This is a genomic window from Streptomyces avidinii (assembly GCF_045161815.1).
Lineage (GTDB): Bacteria > Actinomycetota > Actinomycetes > Streptomycetales > Streptomycetaceae > Streptomyces > Streptomyces avidinii.
Genome location: NZ_CP108863.1, coordinates 7,761,584 through 7,773,861, shown reverse-complemented (window position 1 = coordinate 7,773,861; position 12,278 = coordinate 7,761,584). Strand labels below are relative to the sequence as shown.

13 protein-coding genes are annotated in these 12,278 nt (G+C 74.5%); 6 read left to right on the top strand and 7 right to left on the bottom strand.

All coding sequences use genetic code 11. The annotated features are described in order from the left end of the window. Positions 1-2 precede the first annotated feature (2 nt). A complete protein-coding gene (locus OG373_RS35125) occupies positions 3-1,211 on the top strand; it encodes an FAD-dependent monooxygenase (RefSeq protein ID WP_405442628.1) in 1,209 nt (402 codons plus the stop codon). 44 nt (positions 1,212-1,255) lie between these two features. Further along, positions 1,256-1,705 carry a nitroreductase family deazaflavin-dependent oxidoreductase gene (locus OG373_RS35120; protein WP_405442626.1) on the top strand — a complete coding sequence of 150 codons (450 nt, stop codon included), beginning with the start codon at positions 1,256-1,258 and terminating at the stop codon, positions 1,703-1,705. A gap of 73 nt (positions 1,706-1,778) precedes the next feature. Here the strand turns inward: OG373_RS35120 and OG373_RS35115 are convergent, their stop codons facing one another. The 4 genes from OG373_RS35115 to OG373_RS35100 form a co-directional block, all read right to left on the bottom strand. Next, positions 1,779-2,720 carry an alpha/beta fold hydrolase gene (locus tag OG373_RS35115; RefSeq protein ID WP_405442624.1) on the bottom strand — a complete coding sequence of 314 codons (942 nt, stop codon included), beginning with the start codon at positions 2,718-2,720 and terminating at the stop codon, positions 1,779-1,781. A gap of 74 nt (positions 2,721-2,794) precedes the next feature. Then, the gene (locus tag OG373_RS35110) at positions 2,795-4,366 is read right to left on the bottom strand and encodes a phytoene desaturase family protein (protein WP_405442622.1); all 1,572 of its coding nucleotides are present in this window, start codon (positions 4,364-4,366) and stop codon (positions 2,795-2,797) included. After that, positions 4,363-6,429 (bottom strand): protein kinase domain-containing protein, encoded by a 2,067-nt coding sequence (locus OG373_RS35105; RefSeq protein WP_405442621.1) that lies wholly within the window; start codon positions 6,427-6,429, stop codon positions 4,363-4,365. Before OG373_RS35105 ends, OG373_RS35110 begins: the two co-directional genes overlap by 4 nt. Positions 6,430-6,455: 26 nt before the next feature. Next, on the bottom strand, positions 6,456-7,433 hold the full coding sequence (locus OG373_RS35100) for an oxygenase MpaB family protein (protein ID WP_405442619.1): 978 nt from the start codon (positions 7,431-7,433) through the stop codon (positions 6,456-6,458). Between the two features lie 92 nt (positions 7,434-7,525). Between OG373_RS35100 and OG373_RS35095 the strand changes: the two genes are divergently transcribed. The 4 genes from OG373_RS35095 to OG373_RS35080 all read left to right on the top strand — a co-directional run bounded on the left by OG373_RS35095 (position 7,526) and on the right by OG373_RS35080 (position 9,968). Further along, positions 7,526-7,918 carry a molybdopterin-binding protein gene (locus OG373_RS35095; RefSeq protein ID WP_397737647.1) on the top strand — a complete coding sequence of 131 codons (393 nt, stop codon included), beginning with the start codon at positions 7,526-7,528 and terminating at the stop codon, positions 7,916-7,918. Between the two features lie 113 nt (positions 7,919-8,031). Next, on the top strand, positions 8,032-8,592 hold the full coding sequence (locus OG373_RS35090; protein WP_405442617.1) for a MepB family protein: 561 nt from the start codon (positions 8,032-8,034) through the stop codon (positions 8,590-8,592). Further along, a complete protein-coding gene (locus tag OG373_RS35085; RefSeq protein WP_397737651.1) occupies positions 8,589-9,002 on the top strand; it encodes a VOC family protein in 414 nt (137 codons plus the stop codon). Before OG373_RS35090 ends, OG373_RS35085 begins: the two co-directional genes overlap by 4 nt. A gap of 54 nt (positions 9,003-9,056) precedes the next feature. Then, entirely contained in the window at positions 9,057-9,968 is a 912-nt protein-coding gene (locus tag OG373_RS35080) for an ADP-ribosylglycohydrolase family protein (RefSeq protein WP_405442615.1), read from the top strand. Between the two features lie 219 nt (positions 9,969-10,187). Here the strand turns inward: OG373_RS35080 and OG373_RS35075 are convergent, their stop codons facing one another. From OG373_RS35075 to OG373_RS35065, 3 genes are all read right to left on the bottom strand, one after another. Further along, positions 10,188-10,568: a MarR family winged helix-turn-helix transcriptional regulator gene (locus tag OG373_RS35075; protein WP_405442613.1), complete on the bottom strand. Its 381-nt coding sequence runs from the start codon at positions 10,566-10,568 to the stop codon at positions 10,188-10,190. 285 nt (positions 10,569-10,853) lie between these two features. After that, on the bottom strand, positions 10,854-11,813 hold the full coding sequence (locus OG373_RS35070) for a M56 family metallopeptidase (RefSeq protein WP_405442612.1): 960 nt from the start codon (positions 11,811-11,813) through the stop codon (positions 10,854-10,856). Beyond that, a complete protein-coding gene (locus OG373_RS35065; RefSeq protein WP_405442610.1) occupies positions 11,810-12,190 on the bottom strand; it encodes a BlaI/MecI/CopY family transcriptional regulator in 381 nt (126 codons plus the stop codon). The genes OG373_RS35070 and OG373_RS35065 overlap by 4 nt, the downstream gene beginning before the upstream one ends. Positions 12,191-12,278: the final 88 nt, after the last annotated feature.

Sequence of the window (12,278 nt, the reverse complement as noted above, 5' to 3'; positions counted from 1 at the left end):
TCATGTCGGCAGTTCAGCGTCACGCGGTCGTGGCGGGCGCGGGGATCGGCGGACTCACGGCGGCCCTGGCCCTGCACCGCCGGGGCTGGCGGGTCACCGTGTGCGAGCGGGCGGCCGGGCCGAGCGCCGTCGGCGCCGGGATCGTGCTCGCCCCCAACGCCCTGCGCGCCTTCGCCGCCATCGGCTTCGACACCACCCGCGCGGCGGGCCGTACCGTCCCCGCCGCGATGGGCCTGCGCCGCCCGGACGGCCGCTGGCTCAACCGCGCCGACGGCGACGCGCTGGCCGCCCGTTACGGCGGTCCGCCGCTCGCCCTGCACCGCTCGGCGCTCGCCGACGCCCTGACCGCCGCCCTCCCCGCCGGATCCGTCCGCTACGGCGCCGCCGTCACCTCGGTGGACGACGCCGACGGCGCCCCGGTGGTCCGCACCGACGCCGGCGACCTCGCGGGCGCCGACCTCGTCGTGGCCGCCGACGGCATCCACAGCCCGCTGCGCCGCCAGTACTTCCCGGACCACCCCGGCCTCCACCACAGCGGGGAGACCGCCTGGCGCACGGTCCTGCCCGCCGACGCGAGCCGCGTCGGCACGGCGACCGCCGAGACCTGGGGCCGCGGCGAGCGCTTCGGCGTCGTCCCGCTCGCCGACGGCCGGATCTACCTCTACGCCACCGCCGTCGCCCCCGCCGGGCACCGCCCCACCGATCTCCGCGGCGAACTCCTGCGCCGCTTCGGCACCTGGCACGACCCGATCCCCGCCCTGCTGGAACGGATCGACCCGGGGGCCGTGCTCCAGCACGACCTCTACGACCTGGCCGCCCCGCTCCCCCGCTTCCACCACGGGCGCCTGGCCTGGCTCGGCGACGCCGCCCACGCCATGACCCCCAACCTCGGGCAGGGCGGCTGCCAGGCCGTCGAGGACGCCGCGGTCCTCGGCCACCTGCTGGCCGGCGCCGGCCCGGCGGACGTCCCGGCCGCGCTCGCCGCCTACAGCGCGGCCCGGTGCGCGCGCACCGATGCCATCCGCGTCCGCGCCCGCCGGGCGGGGCGGATCGCCGCCCTCACCCACCCCCTCGCCGTGGCCGTCCGCGACCTCGCCGTCCGGGCCACCCCGGCCGGCGCCTCGTACCGGGCGATGGATGCGCTGTTCGACGGATTCGCGCTCCCGGACGGAATGCACACCGTGCCCGCGGGCGTTGGGACTCGTTGGTGAGGTTCGTTGACTGTTCAATTCAATGCGAAGGCAGGCAGATCCCCATGACGACCGGCATCGACTGGGACAACCCGACCGACCCCAGGGAGGGCACCTGGCAGTTGGACCACGTGAAGCTGTACGTGGGCTCGGGCGGCTCCGAGGGCCAGTACTGGAACGGCACCCAGACCCTCCTGCTCACCACCCTCGGCCGGGTGTCGGGCAAGCCGGTCAGGACCCCGCTCATCTACGGCGAGGCCGACGGCAGTTACCTGGTGGTCGCGTCCAAGGGCGGTGACCCCACGCACCCGCTCTGGTACCGGAACCTGTCCGAGCACCCCACGGTCCGCATCCAGGTCGGCCCGAAGGTCATGCAGGGCACGGCCCGTACCGCCACTCCCGAGGAGCGCGCCGCGTACTGGCCGGTGATGGTCAAGCACTGGCCCGCGTACGACGAGTACCAGGCCAAGACGGACCGCGAGATCCCGATCGTCGTCATCGAGCCGGTCGCATAGGCCCTGCCGTCCGGGCCGGGTCGCACAACGCCGCACCCGGGCGGGGCCCTTCCCCGCCCGGCGCTCCGTCACCTCAGCGGCACATTCCTGCCACCTGCTCCAGCTCGTTCCCCCATACGGCCACGTCCCTCGGGCCGATGTGCGGCGCGGCCAGGGACCGTACGCGGAAGGGGTTGTGCGGCGTCGTCCCGTCCGCCTCGCGGATCATCAGGTCCTGCAGCGCCGGCGGGATGGAGCGGTCCTCGGTGAAGCGAAGGAACGTACGCGGCACCCGCCCCCACTTCTCCGGCAGCCCCCGGGCGTCGGCGGACCCGATCGCCGCGGACTCGTCGGGCTCCAGGGTGTTGAGCAGCGCCCGCACCTCGGCGTCCGGCAGGTCGCCGCCGAGCGCCTCCTTCGCCGCCACGAAGAAGGCGGGGTCGGCCGAGCGCCAGTTGACCCGGTTGACGCCGAGCTCCGGCGGGGTCTGCACGGCGGTCAGCCGGAACAGCGAGCTGGTGGCCGCCTCGGGGGTCGTCATCAGCTGCGTCACCGAGGCGTGCCGGGTCGGGCAGAAGGCCGACGCGTACACCAGGTGGGGGATGAGCTCGGGCACCTGGTTGGCGACCGCGTTCACCGTCACCCCGCCGAGGCTCTGGCCGGCCAGGATCACGGGGCCGTTGCGGTGCACGGCGCGCACGACGCCGACGACGTGCGCCGCGAAGTCCTCCAGTGTCACGCGGGCGATCGGCGAGGGCTCGGTGCGCAGCCGCTCCGGGTCCTGGGGGACCCGGTAGGAGAGCGGGAAGTACGCACCCGTCCCGTGCCCGGGCAGGTCCACCGCGACGGCCCGGTGCCCGCGCATGCCGAGCTCGCGCAGGACGGGCGACCATCCGTAGGAGTTGCTCCCGGCGCCGTGGACGAGGACGAAGGTGGGCGCGCCACGCCGCTGTCCGTCGGCGCGCGCCCTGTCATTCGCAGCGCCGCCACCAGTTAAGTTAGGCGTGAGTAGGACTCTAGGCCTGGGTCCCCACATCCCCGGCTGATTTCAGCCATCCGTGCCGCCGGACCGCGCAGCGCCGACGGGCGACAAGATCCGGAAGAGACGGCCTAGTGTCCGAGGACGGACATCGCCGCGTTGTGGCCGGGGACGCCGCTGACCCCGCCGCCGCGGACCGCGCCCGCCCCGCACAGCAGTACGTTGCGGTGGGCGGTTTCCACGCCCCAGCGGCCGCTGCCCCCGTCGGCGTACGGCCAGGACAGGTCTCGGTGGAAGATGTGGCCGCCCGGCAGCCGTAGTTCGCGCTCCAGGTCCAGGGGGGTCTTCGCCTCGATGCACGGGCGGCCGTCCGCGTCGAAGGCGAGGCAGTCGGTGAGCGGTTCGGCCAGGTGCGCGTCGAGCTGCGCGAGGGTGGCCGTCAGCAGGACCTCGCGGGCCTGCTGGTTGTCGTGCGCGAACAGCCGGGCCGGGGCGTGCAGGCCGAAGAGCGTGAGCGACTGGTAGCCCTGTTCCACCAGCTCCGGCCCGAGGATCGTCGGGTCGGTCAGCGAGTGGCAGTAGATCTCCGAGGGCGGTACGGAGGGCAGTTCGCCGGAGGCGGCCTCCGCGTGGGCCCGGGCCAGTTCGGCATAGCCCTCGGCGATGTGGAAGGTGCCGCCGAAGGCCTCGCGCGGGTCCACGCCGGTGTCCCGGAGCCGGGGCAGTCGGCGCAGCAGCATGTTGACCTTGAGCTGGGCGCCCTCGGGGGCCGCGCCCGGGCCCTCGGGCCGGCTCTCGCCGAGGAGTTCGGCCAGGGCCTGCGGCGAGGCGTTCACGAGCACGGTCCGCCCGACGACGCGGCCCTCCCCCGTCGCCGTGCGGAACACCACCTCGGCCGGGGCGGTGCCGTCCGTGTCGATCCGCAGCACCTCGTGCCCGGTGGCGATCTGCGCCCCCGCCGCCCGGGCTGCGGCCGCGAGCGCGTCCGTCAGGGCGCCCATCCCGCCGACCGGCACGTCCCAGTCCCCGGTGCCGCCGCCGATGACGTGGTAGAGGAAGCAGCGGTTCTGCGCGAGGGAGGGGTCGTGCGCGTCGGCGAACGTGCCGATGAGCCCGTCCGTGAGGACCACCCCGCGGACCAGGTCGTCGGCGAAGTACCGCTCCACGGCCTGCCCGAGGGGTTCCTCGAAGAGCATCCGCCACGCGGCCTCGTCGTCGATCCGGGCCCGCAGCTCCGCCCGTGTGGGCAGGGGCTCGGTCAGGGTCGGGAAGACCTTCCCCGCGACCCGCCCCGTGGTCCCGTAGAAGTCGCGCCAGCTCTCGTACTCCCGCTCCGAACCGGTCAGCCGCGCGAAGGACTCCCGGGTGCGCTGCTCACCACCGCCGACGAGCAGCCCGCCGGGCCGCCCGCCGCGTTCCGTGGGCGTGTACGAGGAGATCGTGCGCCGGCGTACGGCGAACTTCAGATCGAGGTCGCGCACGATCTTCGCCGGGAGCAGGGAGACGAGGTACGAGTAGCGCGAGAGCCTGGCGTCGACGCCCACGAAGGGGCGGCTGGAGATCGCCGCCCCGCCCGTGGCGGCGAGCCGCTCCAGGACCAGCACCGAGCGGCCCGCCCGGGCCAGGTACGCGGCGGCCACCAGGCCGTTGTGCCCACCGCCCACGATCACGTCGTCGTACACGTCCCGCCCGAAGGTCGTCATGGCTCTTGGTAGCACACCTGGCCGAGCCGCTCCAGACAGTGGGCCTCGTCGGCGTGGGCGAGGACCGTGTCGGGATGGTCGTCGCCGAGGGCCCGTTCGCGAATGCCGGAGAGGTCCCGGTAGAGGGGCAGCGCCTCGTCCCAGCGGCCCAGCCGGCCCAGTCCTCCGGCCAGTTCCCGGCGGCTGACCAGGGTGTCCGGATGTTCGGGGCCGAGCACCTCGGCGCGCAGGGCGCCCACCTGGCGGGCCTCGGCCACCGCTTCCTCCCAGCGCTCCAGCCGGCCCAGGTTGACGCCGAGGACGTGCCGGGCGCGGAGCGTCTCGGGGTCGGTGACCCCGTAGGCGCGGGTGCGGTCGCGGACCAGGGCCCGGAACAGGTCGAGCGCCCGGGCGCTGTTCCCGGTGCGGCCGAGCGCAATGCCGACCTCGTAGCGGGCGGCCAGGGTGTCGGGGTGGTCGCGGCCGAGCACCCGCTCCCGTACGAGGGCGACCTCGTGGAAGGCCGCCAGGGCCTCCTGCCAGCGCTCCAGGCGGCCGAGTGCGTACGCCGCCTCGTACCGGGTCAGCAGGGTGTCCGCGTGCTCGGCGCCCAGGACGGCCGCCCGGTCGGCGGCGACCGCGGCGGCGGTGGCGTGGGCGTCCGCGAACCGGCCCAGCGCGCCCAGCGAGCAGGCCAGGTTGTGCCGGCAGCGCAGGGTGTCGGGGTGGAGCGCGCCCATGGTGCGCTCGCGGGCGACGAGCACCGCGCGGTAGACGTCGTGCGCCTCCTGGTGACGGCCGAGCCGGCCCAGTTCGTACGCCGTCTCCTGGCGCGCGGCGAGGGTGTCGGCGTGGTCCGCGCCGAGTACCCGGGCACGTCCCTCGGCCACGGCCGCGTACCCGGCGAGCGCCTCCTCGGGGCGGCCGGCGCGGCTGAGGGCGTACGCCCGGGCGTGACCGGCGGCGAGCGCGTCGGGGCCGCTGCCGCGGGGGCCGGCGGGGCACGGGAAACCGTACGCCGCGGTCAGCCGGGGGTCCTCGGCGGGCGCGGGGCGCACGATGGTGGCGCCGGGACGGCCCGCGGGGCGCGCGGCCGTCCAGGCGCCGGTGAGCACGGCCCATTCGCCGCTGGCGGGCCGGGCGTCGATCCCGGCCTTGCGTCCGGCGGTCATCCCGCGGGCCCAGGCCGGGAGCGGGGCCTGGGCGCCGGGCAGCCCGCCCGGCCCGACCCGTGCCTCGACGAGCCGGCGGTGCACGTGGCGGGCGTCGCCCGGCCGGTCCTCGGGGCGCTTGGCAAGCAGGTCCAGGACCACCTGATCGAAGTAGCCGGGAAGCTCGGGGCGGTGCTCGCGCAGCGGCACGGGCGTGTTGTCGCGGTGGCCGACCAGCACCGACCAGGAGTCGCCGAGGTCGAAGGGCGGGGCGCCGGTGGCGATCTCGTAGAGCACGCAGCCGAGGGAGTAGAGGTCGCTGCGGTGGTCGACCTCGCCGCCCGCGATCTGCTCGGGCGACATGTAGTGCGGGGTGCCCATGGCCATGCCGCCGCCGGTGAGCTTGGCGGTGAAGCCGATGTCGTGGGCGAGGCGGGCGATGCCGAAGTCGCAGATCTTCACGGTGCCGTCGGTGAGCCGCATGATGTTGGCGGGCTTGAGGTCGCGGTGGACGACGCCCTGGTCGTGGGTGTAGCCGAGGGCGGCGGCCATCTGCTCGGCGATGTCGACGACGACGTCCACGGGGAGCGGCCGGGTGTCGTTGTCCTCCAGGAGCTGGCTGAGGTTGCGGCCTTCGAGGAGTTCCATGACGAGGTAGAGGGGGCCGCCCGCGGCGCTGTCGTCGCCGAAGTCGTGGACGACGGTGACCCCGCGGTGCTGGAGGGACGCGGCCACGCGGGCCTCGCGCCGGAACCGCTCGCGGAGCACCTGCGTGAAGTGGGCGTCCTGCTCGGCGCCGATCGGCTTGAGGCACTTCACGGCGACCTGCCGGCCCAGCGATTCGTCGCGGGCGCGCCACACCTCGCCCATTCCGCCGCGCCCGATCAGATCGAGCGACCGGTACCGGCCCTGGATCAGTCTGGACTCCGCCATGTCTTGAAGCCGCCCCCGTTGTCGTGCTACGCCCTCCCCGGCCGGTCCAGTATGGCCGCTGATGTACGCAGTGTGTACGGCGAGGGGCGACTCCCGGGGCCCATGCGACGCATCGCTTTCAAGATGTGACCTGGAGGCAGCTGCCAGCGTAGACCTGCGGGAATGCTGCGCAGCACGAGGCCGGTGAGGCGCAGGCGCCGGGTGACGCTGCGCGGGTCCGGTGCGGGGCGACCGTACATACGGTGCGCCCAGCCGGGGAGGGAACCGTATGCCAGACCCGCGACGTGCGGCCACAGCAGGTTTCGGCCACATACGAGGAGGGGGTGGACGGGCGGGCCGCGCAGGAAGTCGTCCACGGCGAGGGCGTCGGGGCCGGCGGCGAGTTCGGGGCGGATCCGGTCGAAGTAGGCGGCGAGTCCGGCGGTGTCGGCGGGTACGCCGGCCGGGTCGAGTCCGACCAGGCGGGCGTTCACCCGGTTCTCGTCGACGTAGCGGTCGGCCTGGGCGGGGGTGAGGGGGAGGCCGGATCGGCGCAGGACGTGCAGGAAGCTGTCGATCTGCGCGCAGTGGATCCACAGCAGCAGCGCGGGGTCGTCGACGGGGAAGCGGTCGCCGGTGTCCGGGTCGGTGGCGGACAGTTTGCGGTGGATCGTCCGGACGCGGAGGCCGGCGCGTTCGGCGGCCTCGGTGGTGCCGTAGGTGAGGGTGCCGACGAAGTCGGCGGTGCGCAGCAGGCGCCCCCAGGCGTCGCCGCCGCCGTTGCCGTGCCGGTCGAAAGCGGCCGAATTCTCCATGACCCCGCGGACGGCGTGCGGGTGGAGGGCCTGGAGGTAGAGCGCCCGGATCCCGGCGATCCACATCATCGGGTCGCCGTGGCAATGCCAGGTGACGGAGGACGGGCCGTAGAGGCCGGGGTCGGCCCCGCCGCGTGGACGCGGGCCGGTCGGCTCGGTCGGGCCGGTCGGGCCGGTCGGGCCGGTCGGGCCGGTTGCGGTGTTCCCCATCCGTACCTCCACTGCGTGCCTCCACGTCGCGGGCGCCCGGCGGGCTCCAGCCTACCGATCCGGGGCCGCCGCGGCGGGCATAGAGTTGCGGCGTGCAGCTCTACACGATCGGCGAAGCCGCTCAACTCCTCCGCGTCAGCACCGACACCGCCCGCCGCTGGGCGGACGCGGGCCGCTTCCCGACCCTGCGGGACGGCACCCGGCGGATGGTCGAGGGCGTGCATCTGGCCGCCTTCTGCGTGGCGCTCGCCCAGGAGGCGACCGAGGGTGACGGCGAGTCCGCCACCTCGGTCCGCAACGCCCTGCCCGGGATCGTGACGGCGGTGCGGCTCGGCGAGGTCGCCGCCCAGGTCGAGATCCAGTCCGGCCCGCACCGGGTGGTCTCCCTGCTGACCCGCGAGGCGGTCGAGGAACTCGGGCTCGCGGTGGGCGTCCGGGCCGTCGCCCGCGTGAAGTCCACCAGTGTCCACATCGACCTCGACTGAACGCACGAAGCGGCCCGGCCGCCCGGACCGGCCCGCAGTCCCGCTCCCGGGCCGGGTCATGGTCCGGTCATGGCCGGGTCATGGCCCGGTCCCGGCCATGACAGGGTGAGGGCATGACGACGAAGCACCGCCCGCCGACATCCCCTTCTCACCCCGCACCGTGGACGGACACCGTCACGGTCCACGCGGACCTCGCAGCGGCGAAGGCGCTCGTCTACGACCCCTGCGGGTTCACCTGCTCGCAGCCGGTCCCCGAAGCCGAGAGCGCGGACTACGCCGCCCACACCTTCACCGTGGACGGCCGCTCCGTCCGGTTCCGCGCGGCGCGGACGACGCCCACCAAGGTCGGCCAGTTCGTCACCGTCTGGAAGCGGTCCCCGGGCGGTCCCATCCAGCCCTTCGACGCCGCGGACCCCGTGGACCTCTTCGTCATCGGCACCCGCGACGGTGACCACTTCGGGCAGTTCGTCCTCCCGATGGAGGCGCTGCGCCGGCACGGCGTGGTGTCGACGGACGGTTCCGGCGGGAAGCGCGCCTTCCGCGTCTACCCGCCGTGGGTGACCACCACCAACCGCCAGGCGGGCAGCGCCCAGGCGTGGCAGCTCGACCACTTCCTGCACCTGCCCCAGGACGGTCCGGTGGACCTCGACCGCGCCCGGGAGCTCTACGGATGAGCCGGCCGGTCAGCGGCACACTGCACCACGTCGAACTCTGGGTGCCGGATCTCGACCGCGCGATCGCCTCCCTCGGCTGGCTCCTGGAGGCGCTGGGCCACTCCCCGTTCCAGCACTGGGAGAACGGCCGCAGCTGGCGGCTCGGACCGACGTACCTGGTCGTCGAACAGTCCCCGGCCCTCACCGCGGACCGGCACGACCGCTGCCGGCCGGGCCTGAACCACCTGGCCTTCCACGTCGAGGACCCCGCCGCGGTCGAGCGCCTGTCCGGGGAGGCGACCCGGCACGGCTGGCGCCTGATGTTCCCCGACCGCCACCCGTACGCCGGCGGTCCCCGGCACTGCGCCGCCTACCTCGAGAACGAGGACGGCTTCGAGGTCGAACTCGTCGCGCTGCCGTCCCCCGGCTGACCTCCACACCGAAATGGCAGTGCCGGGGCGCCGGCGCCTTGTGATACTGCTCCGATGATCGATCTGCCTGCCGCCGCACTGGACTCGCTGTCCGGACTCGCCTTCGGTGATGCCTTCGGCGACCGCTGGTTCGGCATCCTGCGCCGCGAGGGCCCGGCAGCCCTGGAGGCGCGGATCCCGCCCCCGGAGCCGCTGTGGCGGTGGAGCGACGACACCGCTCAGGCGCTCGTCCTCGTTCGGGAACTCGCCGAGGGCGGCGGCGCCGTGGACCAGGACCGTCTCGCCCTGCGCCTCGCCGAGGCCTACGCCGAGGACACGCACCGCGGCTACGGCGCCTCGATGCACGACGTGCTCCGCCGGATCGGCGCGGGCGAACCCTGGCGGGAGGTGGTCGCCGGACAGTTCGGCGGCCAGGGCTCCTGGGGCAACGGCGCGGCCATGCGCGTCGCCCCGCTCGGCGCCTGGCACGCCGCCGACCTCGATGCCGTGGCCGAGCAGGCGGCCGGGCAGAGCGCGGTCTCGCACCACCACCCGGAGGCCGTCTCCGGGGCGGTGGCTGTCGCCCTCGCCGCGGCGCTGGCCACCCGCAGCCGGGGCGGGCCCGCCCCGGCACGGCCGGACTTCCTCCGTGCCGTCGCCGAACGACTCCCCGTCGGCGACGTCCGCTCCGGGGTACGGATCGCGGCGCGGATGCCGGACCACACCTCCGTCCGGCACGCCGCGGAGGTCCTGGGCTCCGGCTACCGGATGTCCGGGCCCGACACCGTCCCCTACGCCCTCTGGTGCGCGGCGGGCCACCTCGACGACCTGCACGAGGGCCTGTGGTCCACCGTCGGCGGGCGCGGCGACATCGACACCACGTGCGCCATCGCGGGCGGGGTCATCGCCGCCCGCACGGGCGTCGCCGCACTCCCGCCCGCCTGGCACGCAGCCCGCGAACCGCTGCCCCCGGCGATGTCGCAGTGACGCACCCCGTTCTCGGCCGGCCTGGGCCGTCTCCTTCGGATCTTGTCGGCCGAGCCCGCGGCGTCCGGCGCCATGGGGTTTCCCCAGGCCCGCAGGGCCGAGGGGAAGCATCGCAAGGCGGAGGGTCGTCCTGGTACTGGACGTACCGGGGCGGGCCCGACAACGCGGCGAGGTGCGGTGCCGGGCGCCGCGGGCCCGGCAGGATCCGAAAGAGACGGCCTAGGCCGAACGCACCGCGGTGACCCGGGTGGCCGTCGCGCACACCCGCCGAAGCAGGTAGTGCAGCTGGCTGCGCTCACCCTTCGTGAGGGACGCCAGCAGGACGTCCTGCACCGACTGCATGTCGTCCTGCATCGTCGTCAGTGCCTCCGTACCGGTGGGGGTGAGCGTCACCACCTCGTGGCGCCCGCCGATGTTGACGACGATGTCCTGCACCAAACCCTGCGCCGCGAGATCGCGGATCACCCGCGAGACGTCTGCCGCCGGCACGTCCATCTGCGCGGCGAGATCGCGCCGGGCGTGCGGCCCCCATTCGGCCAGCGTCCTGAGAACCGACCGGTGCAAGGGGCTCAGCCCGCCCGCACTCAGACGCTCGGTCATCAACGCGTCCACAGCCCTGCCCGCCGCCGCCAGGAGATGCACGGTCTGCTCGGAGGGACTCGACGACCCGCTCCCCCTGTCGTACACGTCGCGTCCAATCGCCTGGGAGGGGGATGCCACTTCCGCCCCAGGAGCCACGGACAACGTCGCGCACGGCATGCCGAGAGCCCGGCACGGAGCGCGTCGGCTCCGGAACCACCCGGCACGCCGGGCCTGGAGGGGGCAGGTGAAATAAACCTGGGCTCAGCCTACTTACACCCGGCGGATTGGTCTACATCGACGTCGTCACTTGGCGGCCCGGTCGCCCAGAAGGTCCCGGGCGGCAAGCTCCACGTACTCGTGGAGTCCGTACGACAGCACCGGACCCAGCAGGGCGGAGACCGTCACCGCCATCGCCAGTCCGGCCACGGCCGCCTGCGTCCTGCGCCCCTCAGGCCGGACCGGGACCGGCTGCAGCAGGGCCTCGACCCGCTGCGGGACCGGCCCGGTACTCACCGACAGCAAGGGGCCACGACCCTTGCCCGCCTTCTCGGCGGAGGCAGCGGCCAGCGCCGCGCGCGCGATCGCGGTCGCGGCCAGCCGCCGGTCACCCACCGACGAGGCCGCCGACTCGTCCGCCCACCGCTCCAGATGGAAGTCCAGCGCCGGGCGCAGGGGCCGCAGGGCGGGGTGCACCGCGGCGGCCAGGTAGGCGGTGACCGACCACAGATGGTGGCGGCCCGTCAGGTGGGCCCGCTCGTGGCCGAGCAGCACCTCGCGCTCCGCCGGGCCCAGGGTCTTGAGCATGCCCGTCGTCACCACGACCCGACCGCCGCGCTTGCGCCGTCCCGGCAGCGCGAAGGCCTGCGGCTCGGAATCCGGTACGACCAGCAGATCGCCATCGGGCACCGCGTCGCCGGTGGACGCCCAGGCGCGGGCGAGCAGCGAGCGGCGCTCGTACCAGCGGCGGACCAGCAGCACCGTCTGGAAGGCCAGCGCCGCACCGGCGACCGCGGCCACCGGCACGGTGGCCGGCCATTCGACGGCCGCCTGCGCCGGCGGAATCTGCTCCAGGAAGGCGAGGAACGGCACATGGAACAGGCCGATGAGCGCTGCGACGGTGCCACCGGCCAGCAGAAGAGCGGCTCCGGTGAGCGCAGCGCACGCTTCTCTCGGCGGCAGAAGCGCGGCGAGTCGGCGGGTGGCGGGCACGGCGGCCCAGGGAAGCGCCAGGGTCAGCATGACCACGGCCAGCACCAGGGTCATTCGCCTTCCCCGGACTCCAGCAGCAGGCGCCTCAGTGCTTCCTCGTCGTCTCCGGACAGCGAGGAGACGAACCGCTTCAGTACCAGGTCGCGCTGCGGCTCCCGCTCCAGCTCGCGGCGCATGCGCCCGGCCGCCAGCCCGGCGGCGTCGTCCGCCGCGGCGTAGGCGAAGCCCCGGCCCTCGCGACTGCGCACGACGGTCCCCTTCTCGTAGAGGCGGGTGAGGATCGTCGTCACCGTCGTCCTGGCCAGGTCCCGGCCGAGCGCGGCGTTGATCTGCTGCGGCGTCAACGACCCCTCGGCCGCCCACAGAACCTCCAGCACATCCGCGACGAGTTCCCCGTGCGGGCGCCTCGCCTCCCCGCCGCCCTCCACCATTGCGCTCCCGCCCCGCCGCCGCCCCGGGCCGATGCACCCGGCTCTTGAAAAATAGGTTTGCCTTATCTAACTGTACGGGGGCCTGGCT

What these genes read in the sequence shown, in the direction of transcription:
- OG373_RS35115 (WP_405442624.1), bottom strand. Translation starts at nt 2,720, where the DNA reads ATGTGGGGACCCAGGCCTAGAGTCCTACTCACGCCTAACTTAACTGGT.
- OG373_RS35080 (WP_405442615.1), top strand. Translation starts at nt 9,057, where the DNA reads ATGATCGATCTGCCTGCCGCCGCACTGGACTCGCTGTCCGGACTCGCC.
- OG373_RS35110 (WP_405442622.1), bottom strand. Translation starts at nt 4,366, where the DNA reads ATGACGACCTTCGGGCGGGACGTGTACGACGACGTGATCGTGGGCGGT.
- OG373_RS35105 (WP_405442621.1), bottom strand. Translation starts at nt 6,429, where the DNA reads ATGGCGGAGTCCAGACTGATCCAGGGCCGGTACCGGTCGCTCGATCTG.
- OG373_RS35120 (WP_405442626.1), top strand. Translation starts at nt 1,256, where the DNA reads ATGACGACCGGCATCGACTGGGACAACCCGACCGACCCCAGGGAGGGC.
- OG373_RS35125 (WP_405442628.1), top strand. Translation starts at nt 3, where the DNA reads ATGTCGGCAGTTCAGCGTCACGCGGTCGTGGCGGGCGCGGGGATCGGC.
- OG373_RS35100 (WP_405442619.1), bottom strand. Translation starts at nt 7,433, where the DNA reads ATGGGGAACACCGCAACCGGCCCGACCGGCCCGACCGGCCCGACCGGC.
- OG373_RS35065 (WP_405442610.1), bottom strand. Translation starts at nt 12,190, where the DNA reads ATGGTGGAGGGCGGCGGGGAGGCGAGGCGCCCGCACGGGGAACTCGTC.
- OG373_RS35085 (WP_397737651.1), top strand. Translation starts at nt 8,589, where the DNA reads ATGAGCCGGCCGGTCAGCGGCACACTGCACCACGTCGAACTCTGGGTG.
- OG373_RS35090 (WP_405442617.1), top strand. Translation starts at nt 8,032, where the DNA reads ATGACGACGAAGCACCGCCCGCCGACATCCCCTTCTCACCCCGCACCG.
- OG373_RS35075 (WP_405442613.1), bottom strand. Translation starts at nt 10,568, where the DNA reads ATGACCGAGCGTCTGAGTGCGGGCGGGCTGAGCCCCTTGCACCGGTCG.
- OG373_RS35070 (WP_405442612.1), bottom strand. Translation starts at nt 11,813, where the DNA reads ATGACCCTGGTGCTGGCCGTGGTCATGCTGACCCTGGCGCTTCCCTGG.